Raw genomic sequence first — 15,305 nt, 5'->3', positions numbered from 1 at the left:
CATGGCGGGTTACCAACCTAAAAAGCGTAAAATGACCGCAGAGATTAACGTTGTACCTTATATCGACGTTATGCTTGTACTGCTGATCATTTTCATGGCGACCGCTCCATTTGTCACTCAAGGTGTGGATGTAGACCTTCCAAAAACCTCTACCGCGGAATCAATGCAAGATCTTGCTGGTGAAACAGACAGTAGCTTCATCATTATTGAAATCGATCGCGATGGTAATTTGGGCCTAAGCGTGAATGATGAAGAGGTTCAACGCGGTCTATCACTACAAGACGTTATTGTTCGTGTGAAAGCAGAGCGGGAAATCAAACCTGATTCTCCGGTTGCAGTAGGGGGTGATGCCGCAACGCCATATGCAGATGTGGTACTTCTGCTTGATGAGCTAAGTCGGGCTGGCATCCCTAAAGTAGGTCTGATGACCGATATCAGGGAATAGACATCGAACATCTATGAAAGACAATAAGAAGAAAACCAAAGAATACACCAAGCCGATAGCAATATCGGTTGGTTTGCATGCGCTTTTGGTCGTAGCGTTACTTTGGGGTACAGATTTCAACATGTCTAAACCCGAGCCGACAGGGCAAATGGTGCAGGCGGTTGTTATTGACCCGAAGCTTGTCCAACAACAAGCCAAAGAAATTCGTCAGCAACGCGAGAAAGCGGCAAAAAAAGAGCAAGATCGTCTTGATAAACTGAGACGTGAAGCTGAGCAGCTTGAAAAGAATCGCAAAGCTGAAGAAGAGCAAATTCGTAAGCTGAAAGAGCAGCAAGCAAAAGATGCAAAAGCCGCTCGCGAAGCGGAGGTCGCTCGTAAAAAGAAAGAGCAAGAACGTAAGGCCGAAGAAGAACGCACTCGTAAAGAGAAAGAGCGGGCAGCAAAGGCCGAACAAGAGCGTAAAGCCAAAGAAGAGGCCGTACGTAAAGCGGAGCAAGAACGTGTAGCGCGCGAGAAAGCGGCGAAAGAAGCCGAAGAGAAAGCGAAACGTGAACGTGAAGCCGCAGCAAAAGCCGAGCAAGAACGCATCGCGAAAGAAAAAGCAGCCAAAGAGGCCGCAGAGCGCGAACGTAAAGCTCGCGAAGCCGCAGAGAAAGCAGAGCGTGAACGCAAAGAGCAAGAAGCGGCGTTGGATGACATCTTTGCTGGTCTAGAAAGTGAATCCGAACTTAACCAAGTAGCGAAGAATCAACATGTTGATTCGGAAGTTGGTCGTTATGCAGCCATCTATAAACAGCTAATCGAAAGTCGAATCATTAAGGATGATTACCTTGTGGGAAAGTCGTGTAGGCTGAATATTAAGCTTGTGCCAACTGGAACAGATGGCGTAGTAAGTGGTGTTTCAGTCATTAGCGGTGATGCTCGATTATGTGGTGCGGCAAAGAGTGCAGTAAACCAAGTTGGCAATTTCCCTATGCCAAAAGACCGCGCAATTATAGATAAAATTCGTGATATTAACTTAACAGTTGATTATTAATTTAAGGAACTGAGACGTGATTAAACGCCTTTTACTAGGAATGTTTGTACTGCTTGGCAGTCTAACGAATGTGGCTCACGCTGCATTAGAGCTGGTGATTACCGATGGTATTGATTCAGCACGACCAATTGCTGTTGTTCCCTTTAAGTGGGAAGGCAGTGAGCCTCTTCCGACTGATATTTCCGCTGTGATTGCTTCTGACTTGCAACGCAGTGGTAAATTCAGCCCGGTACCGACCAGCAAAATGCCACAAACGCCAACCAACGAATCAGAAGTAAACTTTGATGCGTGGACCGGATTGGGTGTAGATGCATTATTGACCGGTTCAATTAAGAAAAACGAACAAGGTAACTACGTGGTTAACTACCAGTTAGTTGACGTTGTTCGTGGCCAATTAACGAAGGGTCAGAGCAAAGCTCTCGGTGATGACGGAGAACTGGTTCTTTCCAAAGACCACGTGTTGTTTAACAAGGTAGCGACGGTAGAAGGCCCACGCATGCGTGAGTACGCTCACCGAATTGCGGACCTTGTCTACGAGCAATTGACTGGCGAACGCGGCGCATTTATGACTCGTATCGCTTATGTTGTTGTAAACGACAAAGATCGCTTCCCTTACCAGCTGCGTGTTGCCGATTACGATGGTTACAACGAACGTTTAGTACTTCAATCTAAACAGCCACTGATGTCTCCAGCATGGTCTCCTGATGGCCAGAAATTGGCTTACGTGAGTTTCCAGAACGGCCAAGCTGAGATCTTCATTATGAACATCTACACCGGCGAGCGAGAGAAGATTACATCATACCCTCGTCATAATGGTGCGCCAAGATTTTCGCCTGACGGCAGTCAGTTAGCTTTGGTTCTTTCTAAGACCGGTTCACTTCAGGTTTACACGTTGGATCTGAAAACTCGTAAGCTGACACAAATTACGCGTGGCAGATCAAATAATACAGAACCGTACTGGCACCCTGATGGCAAATCACTGATTTTCACATCTGACAGGGGTGGTAAACCTCAGATTTATCAAGTAGATTTGGGCAGCGGTTCTACTAACCGTTTGACTTGGCAAGGCAGCCAAAACTTAGGTGGTCAAATCACTCCTGATGGTCGATTCCTTGTCATGGTGAATCGCAGTGATTCGGGCTTCAACTTGGCTAAGCAAGATTTGGAAACAGGTGCTCTTCAGGTACTAACAAAAACATTGCTTGATGAGTCTCCGAGCATTGCCCCAAATGGTGGCATGGTTATCTATAGCTCAATCTACAACAAGAAAAACGTACTATCGATGGTGTCAATTGATGGTCGATTTAAAGCTAGATTACCGGCAACAAATGGGCGTGTCAGAGCTCCCGCATGGTCACCGTTTTTGTAGTAATAAAATTGATTAATAAAGGAAAATAAGATGCAACTGAACAAGGTTCTAAAAGGATTGCTAATCGCGATTCCTGTGATGGCAATGACGGCTTGTAGCTCAAGTGATGACGCGGCTTCAAATACGGGTGCAGAAACCAACACTAGCGGTTCTGAAACAACAGTAGTAACGCCAATCGATCCAAACGGTCAATTGACAGAGCAAGAGCTAAAAGAGCAAGCACTACGCGAAACTCAAACTATTTACTTCGCATTTGATAACTCAACAATTGCAGGTGACTACGAAGAGATGCTAGCAGCTCACGCAGCTTACCTAAGCAAGAACCCTGCTCTTAAAGTGACAATCGAAGGTCACGCTGATGAACGTGGTACGCCAGAGTACAACATCGCACTAGGCGAGCGTCGTGCTGAAGCAGTATCAAACTACCTACAAGCGCTAGGTGTTCAAGCTGACCAAATCGCAATCGTTAGTTACGGTGAAGAGAAGCCACTTCTTCTAGGTCAATCAGAAGATGTTTACGCTAAAAACCGTCGTGCGGTTCTAGTATACTAATTCGAGGTAAACCTCATGTTCAGTAACACTAAGCGCGCTGTTACGCTTACGTTACTGGCAAGTGCAGCGAACTTCGCGTTCGCTGCACCAGCTCCAGTATCAGATCTCAACAGCACATCATCAGTATCAACTCGATCTTCTTCAGAATCAGATGTCGAGCGTTTAGAGCGCTTGCTGCAAAACCGCAACCGTGTTCAGCTCCAAATGCAAGAGCAAATTGACCAAATGTCACAAGAGATCAGTGATCTACGTGGTCAGTTAGAACGCAATAGCTACGAAATGCAGCAAATGTTAAAGCGTCAACGTGAGTTGTTTGTCGAGCTAGATCGTGTGCGTGGTGAAATGAAAGCTGCGCCAGTAAAAGAAACCAAGCCTGCAGAAACAGGTGGTAAATACACGTCCAACGCTGATGAGCAAACTGCTTATCAAGATGCCGTGGATTTGATCCTTAAGAAACGAGACTACACAGGCGCTATCGCGGCTTTCCAGCAGTTCCAAAAGGATTACCCGAACTCGACTTACTCAGCAAACTCCCACTACTGGCTAGGCCAGTTGTATTTTGCTAAGAAGCAAGACAAAGAAGCAACGAAGAGTTTTGCCGCTGTGGTTTCTTACAAAGATTCTAACAAGCGTGCAGACGCATTGGTTAAGCTAGGCGATATTGCTGAGCGTAACAATAATGCTGCACAAGCGAAGAAATACTATCAGCAAGTTGTCGATGAATATGCCGGCAGTGCGTCAGCGAAAATCGCGAGCGCTAAGCTGAAGTAATAAAACTCATACATTGAGACTAATAAAGGGAGCTTCGGCTCCTTTTTTCTTGTTTGCTCGTTTTACTTCACTGGTTTTTCTTTGCAACAACCCAATTCTATTTTGTCGATAGAATAGTTATTTGCGTCAAAGATATACGGCTAGACTGCTAGAAATTCCCGCTCTGGGTTGGTTTTTGAAAATTAACGAGGTTACAATACTCGGATTAAAGGAAGTTGCGTAGAGCAAGAGCAATGAGCCACATATTAGATAAAATCGAGACAGTTTACCCATTCCCTCCAAAACCAATCCCATTAAGCCAAGAAGAAAAAGCCGATTACATCGAGCGAATCAAAAAGCTGCTTAAAGAGAAAGATGCCGTGCTTATCGCACACTACTACACCGATCCTGAGATCCAAGCATTAGCGGAAGAAACGGGTGGTTTTGTTGGTGATTCGTTAGAGATGGCGAAATTTGGTAACCGTCACCCAGCAAGCACATTGATCATTGGTGGTGTTCGCTTTATGGGCGAATCTGCAAAGATCTTAACACCAGAAAAACGCATTCTAATGCCAACACTAGAAGCGGAATGTTCACTTGACCTTGGCTGCCCAGCGGACAAGTTTAGCGAGTTTTGCGACGCTCACCCTGACCATACGGTCGTGGTATACGCAAACACTTCTGCGGCGGTTAAAGCACGCGCTGATTGGGTTGTAACGTCTAGTATTGCACTGGAAATCGTTGAACACCTAGACGCAGAAGATAAGCCAATCATTTGGGGCCCAGACCGTCACCTAGGTTCTTACATCGCAAACAAGACTGGCGCAGACATGCTGTTGTGGCAAGGTGAGTGCGTAGTTCATGACGAGTTCTCTGCGGACGCACTGCGTAAGATGAAGAACGTATACTCGGATGCGGCAATCCTAGTGCACCCAGAATCACCAGCTAGCGTGGTTGAGCTGGCTGATGCGGTTGGTTCTACGAGTCAGCTTATCAAAGCGGCGAAAGAGCTACCTCATCAGAAAATGATTGTTGCAACTGATAAAGGCATCTTCTTTAAAATGCAACAACTGGTGCCAGAGAAAGAACTGATTGAAGCACCCACTGCTGGTGCAGGTGCGACTTGTCGCAGTTGTGCACACTGTCCTTGGATGGCAATGAACGGTCTTAAAGCGATTGAAAAAGCATTGAATGAAGGTGGTGAAGAGCACGAAATCTTCGTTGATGAAGCGTTGCGTGTGAAATCACTCATCCCATTGAACCGCATGCTAGACTTTGCTGAACAACTGAATATGCAAGTGAAAGGGAACGCATAGTCGTTCTGTCTGCCCAGACACCAGTTTGTTAAGACAAATCTCAAAAACCAGCCGAATTTGGCTGGTTTTTTTGTTTCTTACAATCAATGAGTTAGTATTTACTTATAGTAATCAGAAAGGAATCGGAAACTTATGGCTGTATGGCTAGTACTGAAAAAGTGGCTGAGCACCCATCTTTTCAAATTAAGCAACCGAAACCTTCTCGTCATTAGCGGTAGCTACATTGGTATTTCTTGGCTGTTGCTGGCTCTCGCGGGGGAGCATGCACTTACCGACAGTTTCTCCAACTTCATTTATTACCTAATGGTGACTGCGTCGACGGTTGGTTACGGTGATCATTCACCAACGACGGATGCAGGGAAATGGGTCGTGGTTCTGTTTATCATTCCTGGTGGCTTGAGCTTGTTTGCGGCCATTTTGGGGCGTGTGGCAGGCGGTGCAATCGATTATTGGCGAGCGGGTATATTAGGTAAACGGAGAGTAAGAGTGGAAAACCATATCGTATTGTTGGGGTGGAATGGCGCAAGGACCATGCACCTTATTCGTATGTTGCAGCATGAAGAAGCGGGTAAGCGTCCCATTGTGTTATGTAGCCGTTCTGATATAGAGAATCCGCTACCGGGTGAGATTGGTTTCATCAAGGTGAACAGTTACACCGATGCACAAGAGATGAAAAACGCCAACATCACCAGCGCCAACTGTATCATTGTTGATAATCTCACCGATGATATTACCCTCTCGGCCGCCTTGTATTGTGCCTCTGTGAATCCTGATGCACACTTGCTTGCCTACTTTAAAGATGATGCTTTAGGTAGATTGTTGAGCCAGCATTGCCCTAAAGCGGAGTGCATACCTGCCGTAGGTGCTGAGATGCTGGCGAAAGCAGCCGTGGACCCCGGTTCAAGTGCTCTACACCAAGAGTTATTAGCTTCTACTCGAGGTATGACGCAATACTCGGTGATTTACCCTGAAGATCAGGCGACAACCAGTGTCGAAAAGGTGTTCAGCTTCATTAAAAAGCATCATCAGGCCACATTGATCGCCTTCGATCTTGGCAATGGCATTGAGCTAAACCCCGAGCTCGAAGCAGAAGTGCCACCAAATACCAAGCTGTTCTACATTGCAGATGAGCGCATTGATAATTTTGCATGGAACGACATGAATAAGGACAAATAATGCACATGATTGCTGACCTGTTGGCAGGTTTTCCCAATTTTCTTCTCTACTTTTCCGTCTCGATTGTCTTCGTGCTGGCGTTTAAATTCGTCTACGTAAAACTGACGCCATACGATGAATGGCACCTAATCAAAGAAGAAAAAAACACCGCAGCAGCAGTCGCACTGAGTGGTGCTTTTCTTGGTTACTGCTTAGCGATTGCTGGAGCGGCAACGAACTCAGTCAATATTGTTGATTTTATGGTGTGGGGCGTTGTTGCCATGTTGGCTCAAATCATTGCTTTTGGCATTGTGCGATTCATTCTATTGCCTAAAGTCTCTGAGCGTATCGAGAACGACGAAGTGCCCGCTGGTATTGTACTCGCGGGAGTCTCTATCTCTGTCGGCGTACTTAACGCAGCTTGCATGACTTACTAGGAGGGGCGATGAAACGCAGTTCCAACGTAAAACGATCTTCGATGGATAAAAGCTTCAAAGTTGGGCGAATCATCCCGTTTGTCGCTTTTGGTGGCATCTTCTTTCTGGCGACTCAAGAGTCAGAAACAGAAGGCTATATCTATGTTGATGCGGATGAATGCAAATCAGACGCGCCAGAATTCAGCGAACAATGTGAAATAGCGTACCAAGAAGCGATGGCGAGAGCAGAAGAAAACGCTCCGCGCTATAACAACGAGTTTGAGTGTGAAGACGATTTCTATGAAGACGATTGTTATTACAGCTCACGTCACCGCTCGTATGTCCCGTTTGTTGGTGGCTACTTCTTTAGCCGCGCAGTGAGTGGCTTGAGTGGTTACAACAAGAGTTACTACTCAGAGCCGATGTATCGCTACAAGTCGAAGTATTACAACGGTGCAGGGCAGTTCTATGGTTCTTACCGTAACCAATCAACTAAAGTCGCAACCAGCAACTTAAATAAACGAGGTGGTGGCACGATAGGGCGCGCCATGTCGCGAGGTGGCTTTGGTAAAGCAGTCTCTGTTGGTCGAGGCGGTTAACAGCATTTATGTTTCGAAGAGAAATACAAGAAAGAGAAAACTGGCGTGATTTAGCACGCCAGTTTGGTTTTGGGTTTCACTCTATGTACGACCAACCTTATTGGGATGAGAGTGCGTACTATCAATTCACATTAGAGCAAATCGAACGAGATCTCGAAGCGCCAACGGAGGAGCTTCATCAAATGTGCCTTGAAGTTGTGGATGAGGTGATTCGAAGTGAGCAATTACTGACCCAATGCGCGATTCCGGAATCCATGTGGTCTCAGGTTGCCTCTTCTTGGCGAAGTAGAGAGCCGTCGCTTTATTCCCGGTTGGATTTTGCTTACAACGGTTCATCACCCGCAAAGCTATTGGAAAACAACGCCGATACCCCCACATCCTTATTTGAAACGGGTTTTTGGCAGTGGGTGTGGTTAGAAGATGTCGTGAACAAAGGGCGTATCCATCAAAGAGCCGATCAATTCAACATCTTGCAAGATTTCTTGATTGAACGTTTTGCGGAAATCGCCAAATTGCAGCCAGGGCAAACGCTTCATTTCAGTTGTTGTAAATACGCAGAAGAAGACAAAGGCACGGTCCAATATTTAGAAGACTGCGCTCGAGAAGCAGGACTGTCGACCGCGTTCGTCTACGTCGAAGATATTGGCGTAACGGAAGAAGGGTGTTTCGTCGATGCCGATGGCCGAGCGATTCGATGGATGTTTAAACTCTATCCATGGGAATTTATGTTTGAAGAGGAATACAGCCAATACTTGGCAACGGCGAGCGTGAACTGGTTAGAGCCGATGTGGAAATCTGTTCTGTCTAACAAAGCACTGCTTCCTTTGTTGTGGCAACGCTTTCCAAACCATCCTAATTTACTGCCGGCGTATTTTGCTAATGATCCAAAAGCGGACCGTTTGAAAGACTACGTCATCAAACCACTGTTTTCTCGCGAAGGCGCGAATATAGAGATTGTGAAGAATGGACAGCGTTTAGTGAAAACTCCAGGTCCCTATGAGTCGGCTCATAACATTGTTCAGCAGTACTACCCGTTACCCAAGTTTGGTTCTAGTCATACTTTAATTGGCAGTTGGTTAGTAAACGATAAAGCCGCGGGTATCTCTATTCGTGAAGACAGCAGTTTAGTTACCCAAGATATGGCGCGTTATATTCCCCATGTCATTCTAGATTGATCAAAAAAGCTCTCCGACTTGGAGAGCTTTTTCATTTAGTGTATTCAACAGAGCAGAGAATCTTACTCTTCTTCTGCCAGCATGACACCACGCTGAGTCAAGCCGCCAAGCATCATTGGCATTGCATTGAAGATTTCTTCAAATTGCTCAAGACCTTCCATGCCTTGTTCTGCCAGTGTTGCTATTGTTGTTTCTGGATCGTACAGCATCGTCAGAGAAAGCAGAACGCCGCCCAGTAGCGCGCTGTCTTCGCTATCTTCTGGCATTAGGGTTTCCCAATCATCACGAGTCAACTGCCAACCCTGAAGGACACCTTCACAGAAATCACGTGTGTTTGCTGACACGATATCTTGATCATCCAACTCACAGCCTTCTGGCCATTGCCACGCGCCTTCTAGAAGCGCTGGACGAGTTTGGTTCCACATTTGAACAATCTCATCAATGTACTGTTCTAGTTGCTCGCCGTCTGTGAAGGGTGCTGTTTCTTCACCGCCCCATAGGAATGGCAGCCACTCTTGAGGGTTCAGCACGTTTGGCGCAGAAGCCATTGCCGTTACGAAGCCTTGAGTTTTCGCTAGGTTTAGTAGTTTTCCATCAAGTTCTGGAAGAGAAAGGATGTCTTGTAGTTTCAAAATAGAATACCATTTGTTAATGGGCTGGTTGGTTGCGCTCATATTACCAATCAATTAGTGATAAATCGATATTAGGGAATGATTCGGCTACATCTATGGAAATTCGCTCGTCACTCAGAAAAAAAAGCATTCTCGCCCTAACACTTTATTTGTGCTTCTTCATTGCTACGATTGGCTCTGTTGTGTATCTCGTTGTTGAGCCACCAGTTCGAAGCAAACTCGAACGTAATCTCGATTTGCGTACGCAGTTGTTGGCGTCTCAAATAGAAGAGCCGCTGACCAGCTCAGTTGGTCTGCTTAATAGTCTGGTAGGACTAGGGCAAACGCCGGAACAGAGCATCTCCTTACAAAAGACGATTCCTCAACTCCTTCGTGTGAGTGACGACATCATTGTCAGTGGTGGCCTATGGCCGAAGCCAACCCTAAACGGTGCTCGTTGGCAATACACAAGCTTATTCTTCAATAAGAATGAAACGGGCGGGTTGGATCAGATCCACTCATACAACAATCCTGAATCTGGCGGTTACGACAACGAACCTTGGTATCAATCTGTGGCCAATGCGCCTTCAGGAACCGTCACTTGGTCTGGCGTGTACATCGATACTTTCACTCAGGTTCAAATGATTACGGCGTCTGCACCCTATTATGAAGATGGGCTATTTGCTGGCGTGGCAACAGTGGATCTCTCTTTAGAAGCTTTATTCCAATTTATTCGAGAGCATACAAATCAATATTCTTTAGGGGTGGTTATCCGTGACGCTGATTCGCAAGTCGTGATTGAGCACAATTTCCAACTCAGCAAAGACATTTACATCAGCCAATTAGACTTCGGAGCGTTCAATTGGCAGATGGACGTTGTTAACGCAAAGGTAAAAGTTGCCGACCAAGTGTTTGAACAAGTCATGAGTGTAGAGCGAGGTATTATTCCATTCTTATTGCTCTGTGTGCTGGTCGGATATTACTTGCTAAATCGATACATCGTTGAACCGATAGTGCGAATCGCTCAAAAAGTCGATGATTCTAAGACCGGAGGCATCATCGATATTGCTTATGATAGTGAGGATGAAATCGGCCACTTGGTGACTAAGTTTAACGAAAAAACCGTTTATTTAGAGCAAGAGAGGGTGAAGGCTCAGGCGTCTACCAATGCGAAAACTGCTTTTCTCGCAACACTCTCTCATGAGATCAGAACACCGATGAATGGTGTGCTAGGCACCGCGCAAATCTTGTTAAAGACGCCACTTACAGATGAGCAAAGAAAACACCTCAATACCTTGTATGATTCTGGCGATCATATGATGACGTTGCTTAACGAGATCCTCGATTACTCCAAAATAGAGCAAGGTCATATCGAGCTTGATAACACCCCATTTCCTATCGAGTCCATTCTCGGCAGTATTAACAGTGTTTACCACACACTTTGTGCTGAAAAGGGCTTACAGTTCCGAGTGGTCTCAAATGTTCCACAAGGGCGATGGTACAACAACGATAAAGCACGCCTTCGCCAAGTACTGTTTAACCTTCTTAATAATGCCGTGAAATTTACGGATCGCGGTTTTGTTGAAGTTGAGTTGGAAGAACAGATACAGAGCGATCACGCTAAGCTTATTATTACCGTCAAAGACTCTGGAATTGGCATTCATCCCGATGCGCAAAAACGAATTTTCCGACCGTTTGAGCAAGCCGAATCTTCAACGATGCGTCGATTTGGTGGAACGGGTTTAGGGCTAGCGATTGTTAAGCAGATCTCTGAACACATGAAAGGTGGCATTAGCGTTCAAAGCCAAGAATGTATTGGCACCAAGTTTGTGGTGGAACTGGAGCTCAATCCATGTGAAGCGGGTGTTTCGGAATCGACCAACACACATAAGCTTGATTGCCAAGGCTTACACGCTCTGATCGTCGAAGACAATCGAACCAATACCATCATTATGGAGACCTTTTTACGAGCCAAAGGCTTTACGTGTGTGTGTGTGGAGAATGGACAGCAAGCGGTCGAGCAGGTCGCCAAGCAGGAGTTCGATTTGGTCTTAATGGATAACCATATGCCAGTACTCGATGGGGTAGGGGCAATCGCTGTGATTCGTTCCATGGACTCGCCTGCAAAATCTGTGTTGATCTTCGGTTGTACAGCCGATGTATTTAAAGAGACACAAGAGCGGATGCTCGATGTTGGTGCCAACCACATTATTGCTAAACCTATTGTTGAGTCTGAGTTGGATGATGCCTTGTATCGCCATTCTTCAATTCTCTACCAATATCAAAATAAGCAGGGAGACGAGCCAGCGAAGCCGCGTAATGTAGAGGCATTGCTTTTGAATTTTTACATGGCGTTAGATGATGGTAACTTAGAACAAGCGATGACAACGCTCGCTCATATTTTTGACAGTGTTCAACCGAGCGTCACGCAGGAGTTAAGAGGCGTGATCGAACGTATTGAAAGTCACTTGATCAACGCATTATCTCCTGAACAAGAAGACATCGATCAGCTCACCATTTTATTGGCAGATCAATAACCTCACTCATAAAGAGGAAGCCGCTTGAACAGAGGTTCGAGTTGCTTCTTCTGTCCTTGTCCATTCATAAAATCTCACAAACTTCGCATTTACTCTGAAAATCCTTCTCCAAGTAGCATAAGCCGATCTTTTTGAAATTCGCTTACCAGATATTCGTCTGGTTTTTTGTGTTTTAGCGCGAGCTAAGTCGTTCGTTGGTAAGTAAATTACGTTTTTTAACTTCATTTTAGGTCCTTTAGCGGTGCCTTTTATTGGTTTTGGTGAAAGCTGCTACTTTTGGGCTTAAAGTTGGTTATTAATTTACAACTGAGATTTTAAAACGGAATCATAAACTAAAAATATTATGCTCTAATAGCGTCATTAACTGCTATGTGGTTTTAAATGCAGTAAATCATTTTATAGATGTCGTTTTTAATAGTGTTTGATTTTAGAGGTTGTAAATGAAGTCTCGTGGACCATTTTGTATTCGTAACGCCGCAGCGGATACTTTTGCTATGGTGGTTTTTTGTTTTATCACAGGGATGATCATTGAGATTTTGATCTCGGGTATGACGTTCGAGCAGTCTTTGGCATCGCGTACGTTGTCTATTCCGGTCAACATCGCGATTGCATGGCCTTATGGCATGTTCCGTGACTGGGTATTGCGCCAAGGCAACAAGCTTTCACCTTCATCTTTCATGAAGAACGTATCTGACTTGATGGCCTACGTGCTATTCCAATCTCCAGTTTATGCGGGCATTTTGTTTGCGGTAGGCGCTTCTACTGACCAAATTATCACAGCAGTAGCGAGTAACGCAGTTGTGTCTTGTGGTATGGGTGTACTTTACGGTTACTTCCTTGACCAATGCCGCCGTTGGTTCCGAGTACCTGGCTACTATCAAGAAGCATAATTGCCCCTGTTTTATGCAATTTAGCTAGATAGTGAGCAAACAAACGCAAAAGGGCGCTTTTTTTCGTGTTTAGCCTTGACCATCAGGCACATAATCATTAAATTAGCGCCTCGTTGGTTAACGATACCAACCAAAATTTGATTCGGTGAGTTGTCCGAGTGGCTGAAGGAGCACGCCTGGAAAGTGTGTATACGGCAACGTATCGAGAGTTCGAATCTCTCACTCACCGCCACATTCTTGAAGAAAGACGTCCTAGGACGTCTTTTTTTGTATCAAATTTTACCTATCAACAAGGTCCATATCTCTCAATAAAATCCACTGCCTGAATCAATGGCGCGATAAAACACGGTTGATTAAAGTTCTTGCCTCAATTGATCGTATAGTAACAAGGTTTAGAGGAGAGGCATTAATTGTTAATTAATGTGGTCTTTCTCATAGCTTGGTTTCGTACCATTGGGTTTAAACAACATAAGCGTTCTCAAAAACTAATAAACAACTATAAAACTGGTAAAGCGTCATAGAGTTAAAGTTTAAGATTGCTTACGAGTTTATCTTCTACAATTAAAACTACGTGAACCTTGAGTGTTAAAGTTGAAGGTTATGATGATTGTCAGGTTTATTTTGGTTTTCTCTATATACTCTACAAACAGCGTTCTTTGCTTTGCGCAAGGCATTGAAACGCTCATGTATACTCAGTCAACATACCAGAGAATTCAGTATGTTGAAGATGCAGTTCTCTGGGGAATCAGTGATTATTGGGCGACTCCGGTTGAGACATTAACAAAACAACAAGGGGATTGCGAAGATATCGCTATTGCTAAATACTTTTCGTTGTTAAACAAGCGTGTCCCTAAAGAAAAACTGAGATTAGTTTACGTGCTAAAAGGTGACTCCGTACATATGGTATTGGAATATTTCGAGGGTGACCTGATATATGTTCTTGACAGCAGATATGAGCAGATTTATTTGGCAGATAGGTATTATAAGGGGACACGATTAGCATCATTTAACCATGATTACTTATGGGTTAATGAACATGTGTTTAGAATTACTGAAATCACTTTGCATAAATGGTCAGAACTGTTAGATAAAATGGATTTCAGGCATCAAGCCAGATTTAAAGAGTTAGAAACGGAAGTTTTTAGATAGTGGGTTATATCACTATTAAATTGGATTATAAGCTTCCGTTTGAGTCACTTAACGGCAGACTCAAAATTGCTCTTCAAGGAAAATATCGCATACACGAATTGCTGTAGTCTTACAAAACATAGGCGATAGTAATGCAATCATTTCGGGTTTGTGGGTGCAAACGGTTTTAAGTGAGCCTAATTGAGCACTTTTTTCATGCTGGTGCCACTCTTTGATTTTCTGATAAACCTCTTTTTCAGAACTTATATTCTTTAGTGAATGCTCTAATATATTAAAAGCGTTCATTAATTTTCCTTCCAGAACAAAATTCTGATGTTTTCTAGTTTCTTTGAATAGGTAAACAGACGTTACCCACCCAGATAAGCTAAGAGAAAGCATTAACCACACAGATAAAGCGTTACTAAATTTCGTCTTCATATAAAGTCTTCTTGTTCATCTTTTGTGCGTACTGTTCACAAAGTTTTACATATTCTCACCTTTTTGATTTTGATATCAATAGCGTTTGGTTATTTTTATGTCAGGTTAGTTTGAAAATATTATCAGAGTCTATTTTTGCTTTTTACAAAATCTAGTTGTGATTTTATAACTTCATGTTTTTAAAGCATAAGGATGCGTTATTCATATATGAGATACATTGGTTTCTTAATTGTGAGATAGGTGTCTTAATGGTAGGTGAATGTTATTTTTCAAATTTGATTATTTACTCTAATTGAGGTTTGAGTAAAATTATTGTTAATTAAAGTCGGTAATAGAAAATAAATATAATTAAAACAAAGAGGTAGCTCAATATTATGTTTTTCGAAAGTACTAAAGGAAATTTCTTTTCATTGACAATGGTAATCATTAGCCTTTCTGGTTGGATTACTTCAGTGTACTTATATAACGATTTACTAAGGTATCAGTTACGAGTGTCTGAAGGGAAAATAATTAATGCTTACAACATCTTAGCCTCTGCTTTTAAGCGCTCGATTTCAGAAGATGAAATCTATTCGACGGTAAATGATTGGGTGCTTAAGGGGGACAGTGCTGAAGTCGGTTCTTTGACTACAATGTGTGATAACAATCCTTCCGTTTTGGTGAAAATGTCCCCTGCCTTTACAGAAACATCTATTCTAAGAGTGTGCAGCACTATCAAACGATAATGCACCTCATTATCAGTCTTAAAGTTAAGACTCGACCTAATTGAACCTTGTTTTTTTTATTTTTATTGATATTTTGCTTACTTTCTAATCTTAAAACTAACCAAGTTTTACGTTTCTAGATATTAAGTAACAATTGCTACATAAAGAAAACTCTCTAACTCAC

15 protein-coding genes and 1 tRNA gene are annotated in these 15,305 nt (G+C 43.8%); 14 read left to right on the top strand and 2 right to left on the bottom strand.

The annotated features are described in order from the left end of the window. Position 1: 1 nt before the first annotated feature. From tolR to ITG12_RS05635, 10 genes are all read left to right on the top strand, one after another. A complete protein-coding gene (gene tolR / locus ITG12_RS05680; RefSeq protein WP_038866811.1) occupies positions 2-445 on the top strand; it encodes a protein TolR in 444 nt (147 codons plus the stop codon). 13 nt (positions 446-458) lie between these two features. Next, positions 459-1,481 (top strand): cell envelope integrity protein TolA, encoded by a 1,023-nt coding sequence (tolA, locus tag ITG12_RS05675; protein WP_038866812.1) that lies wholly within the window; start codon positions 459-461, stop codon positions 1,479-1,481. 16 nt (positions 1,482-1,497) lie between these two features. Beyond that, positions 1,498-2,850 (top strand): Tol-Pal system beta propeller repeat protein TolB, encoded by a 1,353-nt coding sequence (gene tolB, locus ITG12_RS05670; RefSeq protein WP_080869721.1) that lies wholly within the window; start codon positions 1,498-1,500, stop codon positions 2,848-2,850. A gap of 30 nt (positions 2,851-2,880) precedes the next feature. After that, the gene (gene pal, locus ITG12_RS05665) at positions 2,881-3,402 is read left to right on the top strand and encodes a peptidoglycan-associated lipoprotein Pal (RefSeq protein ID WP_038866814.1); all 522 of its coding nucleotides are present in this window, start codon (positions 2,881-2,883) and stop codon (positions 3,400-3,402) included. 15 nt (positions 3,403-3,417) lie between these two features. Then, the gene (gene ybgF / locus ITG12_RS05660; RefSeq protein WP_038866815.1) at positions 3,418-4,173 is read left to right on the top strand and encodes a tol-pal system protein YbgF; all 756 of its coding nucleotides are present in this window, start codon (positions 3,418-3,420) and stop codon (positions 4,171-4,173) included. Positions 4,174-4,406: 233 nt separating this feature from the next. Continuing rightward, a complete protein-coding gene (nadA, locus tag ITG12_RS05655; protein WP_038875982.1) occupies positions 4,407-5,468 on the top strand; it encodes a quinolinate synthase NadA in 1,062 nt (353 codons plus the stop codon). A 132-nt stretch (positions 5,469-5,600) separates the two neighbouring features. Beyond that, entirely contained in the window at positions 5,601-6,644 is a 1,044-nt protein-coding gene (locus ITG12_RS05650; RefSeq protein ID WP_038866818.1) for an ion channel, read from the top strand. Then, positions 6,644-7,060: a DUF350 domain-containing protein gene (locus tag ITG12_RS05645; RefSeq protein ID WP_038866820.1), complete on the top strand. Its 417-nt coding sequence runs from the start codon at positions 6,644-6,646 to the stop codon at positions 7,058-7,060. The genes ITG12_RS05650 and ITG12_RS05645 overlap by 1 nt, the downstream gene beginning before the upstream one ends. Positions 7,061-7,068: 8 nt before the next feature. Next, positions 7,069-7,638 (top strand): DUF1190 domain-containing protein, encoded by a 570-nt coding sequence (locus ITG12_RS05640; RefSeq protein WP_038866823.1) that lies wholly within the window; start codon positions 7,069-7,071, stop codon positions 7,636-7,638. Between the two features lie 8 nt (positions 7,639-7,646). Further along, on the top strand, positions 7,647-8,813 hold the full coding sequence (locus tag ITG12_RS05635; RefSeq protein ID WP_248873823.1) for a glutathionylspermidine synthase family protein: 1,167 nt from the start codon (positions 7,647-7,649) through the stop codon (positions 8,811-8,813). 62 nt (positions 8,814-8,875) lie between these two features. Here ITG12_RS05635 and ITG12_RS05630 read toward each other — a convergent pair whose 3' ends face one another. Next, a complete protein-coding gene (locus ITG12_RS05630) occupies positions 8,876-9,487 on the bottom strand; it encodes a YecA family protein (RefSeq protein WP_096030927.1) in 612 nt (203 codons plus the stop codon). 53 nt (positions 9,488-9,540) lie between these two features. Between ITG12_RS05630 and ITG12_RS05625 the strand changes: the two genes are divergently transcribed. The 4 genes from ITG12_RS05625 (at position 9,541) to ITG12_RS05610 (ending at position 14,000) form a co-directional block, all read left to right on the top strand. Then, positions 9,541-11,961, top strand: a complete 2,421-nt coding sequence (locus ITG12_RS05625) for a hybrid sensor histidine kinase/response regulator (protein WP_248873822.1) — start codon at positions 9,541-9,543, stop codon at positions 11,959-11,961. Positions 11,962-12,401: 440 nt separating this feature from the next. Further along, positions 12,402-12,851, top strand: coding sequence for an L-alanine exporter AlaE (locus ITG12_RS05620; RefSeq protein ID WP_038866830.1), 450 nt, complete (start codon positions 12,402-12,404; stop codon positions 12,849-12,851). Positions 12,852-12,995: 144 nt separating this feature from the next. Beyond that, positions 12,996-13,083, top strand: a tRNA-Ser gene (locus ITG12_RS05615). A 350-nt stretch (positions 13,084-13,433) separates the two neighbouring features. Beyond that, positions 13,434-14,000 (top strand): transglutaminase-like cysteine peptidase, encoded by a 567-nt coding sequence (locus tag ITG12_RS05610; RefSeq protein WP_248873821.1) that lies wholly within the window; start codon positions 13,434-13,436, stop codon positions 13,998-14,000. Positions 14,001-14,060: 60 nt separating this feature from the next. Here ITG12_RS05610 and ITG12_RS05605 read toward each other — a convergent pair whose 3' ends face one another. Further along, positions 14,061-14,417, bottom strand: coding sequence for a hypothetical protein (locus ITG12_RS05605; protein WP_038875989.1), 357 nt, complete (start codon positions 14,415-14,417; stop codon positions 14,061-14,063). Positions 14,418-15,305: the final 888 nt, after the last annotated feature.

This window comes from Vibrio sp. ED002 (genome assembly GCF_023277445.1).
Classification (GTDB): Bacteria; Pseudomonadota; Gammaproteobacteria; order Enterobacterales; family Vibrionaceae; genus Vibrio; species Vibrio jasicida.
Note: the sequence above shows the minus strand (reverse complement) of the source record. Positions and strands in the feature narration are given on the sequence as shown.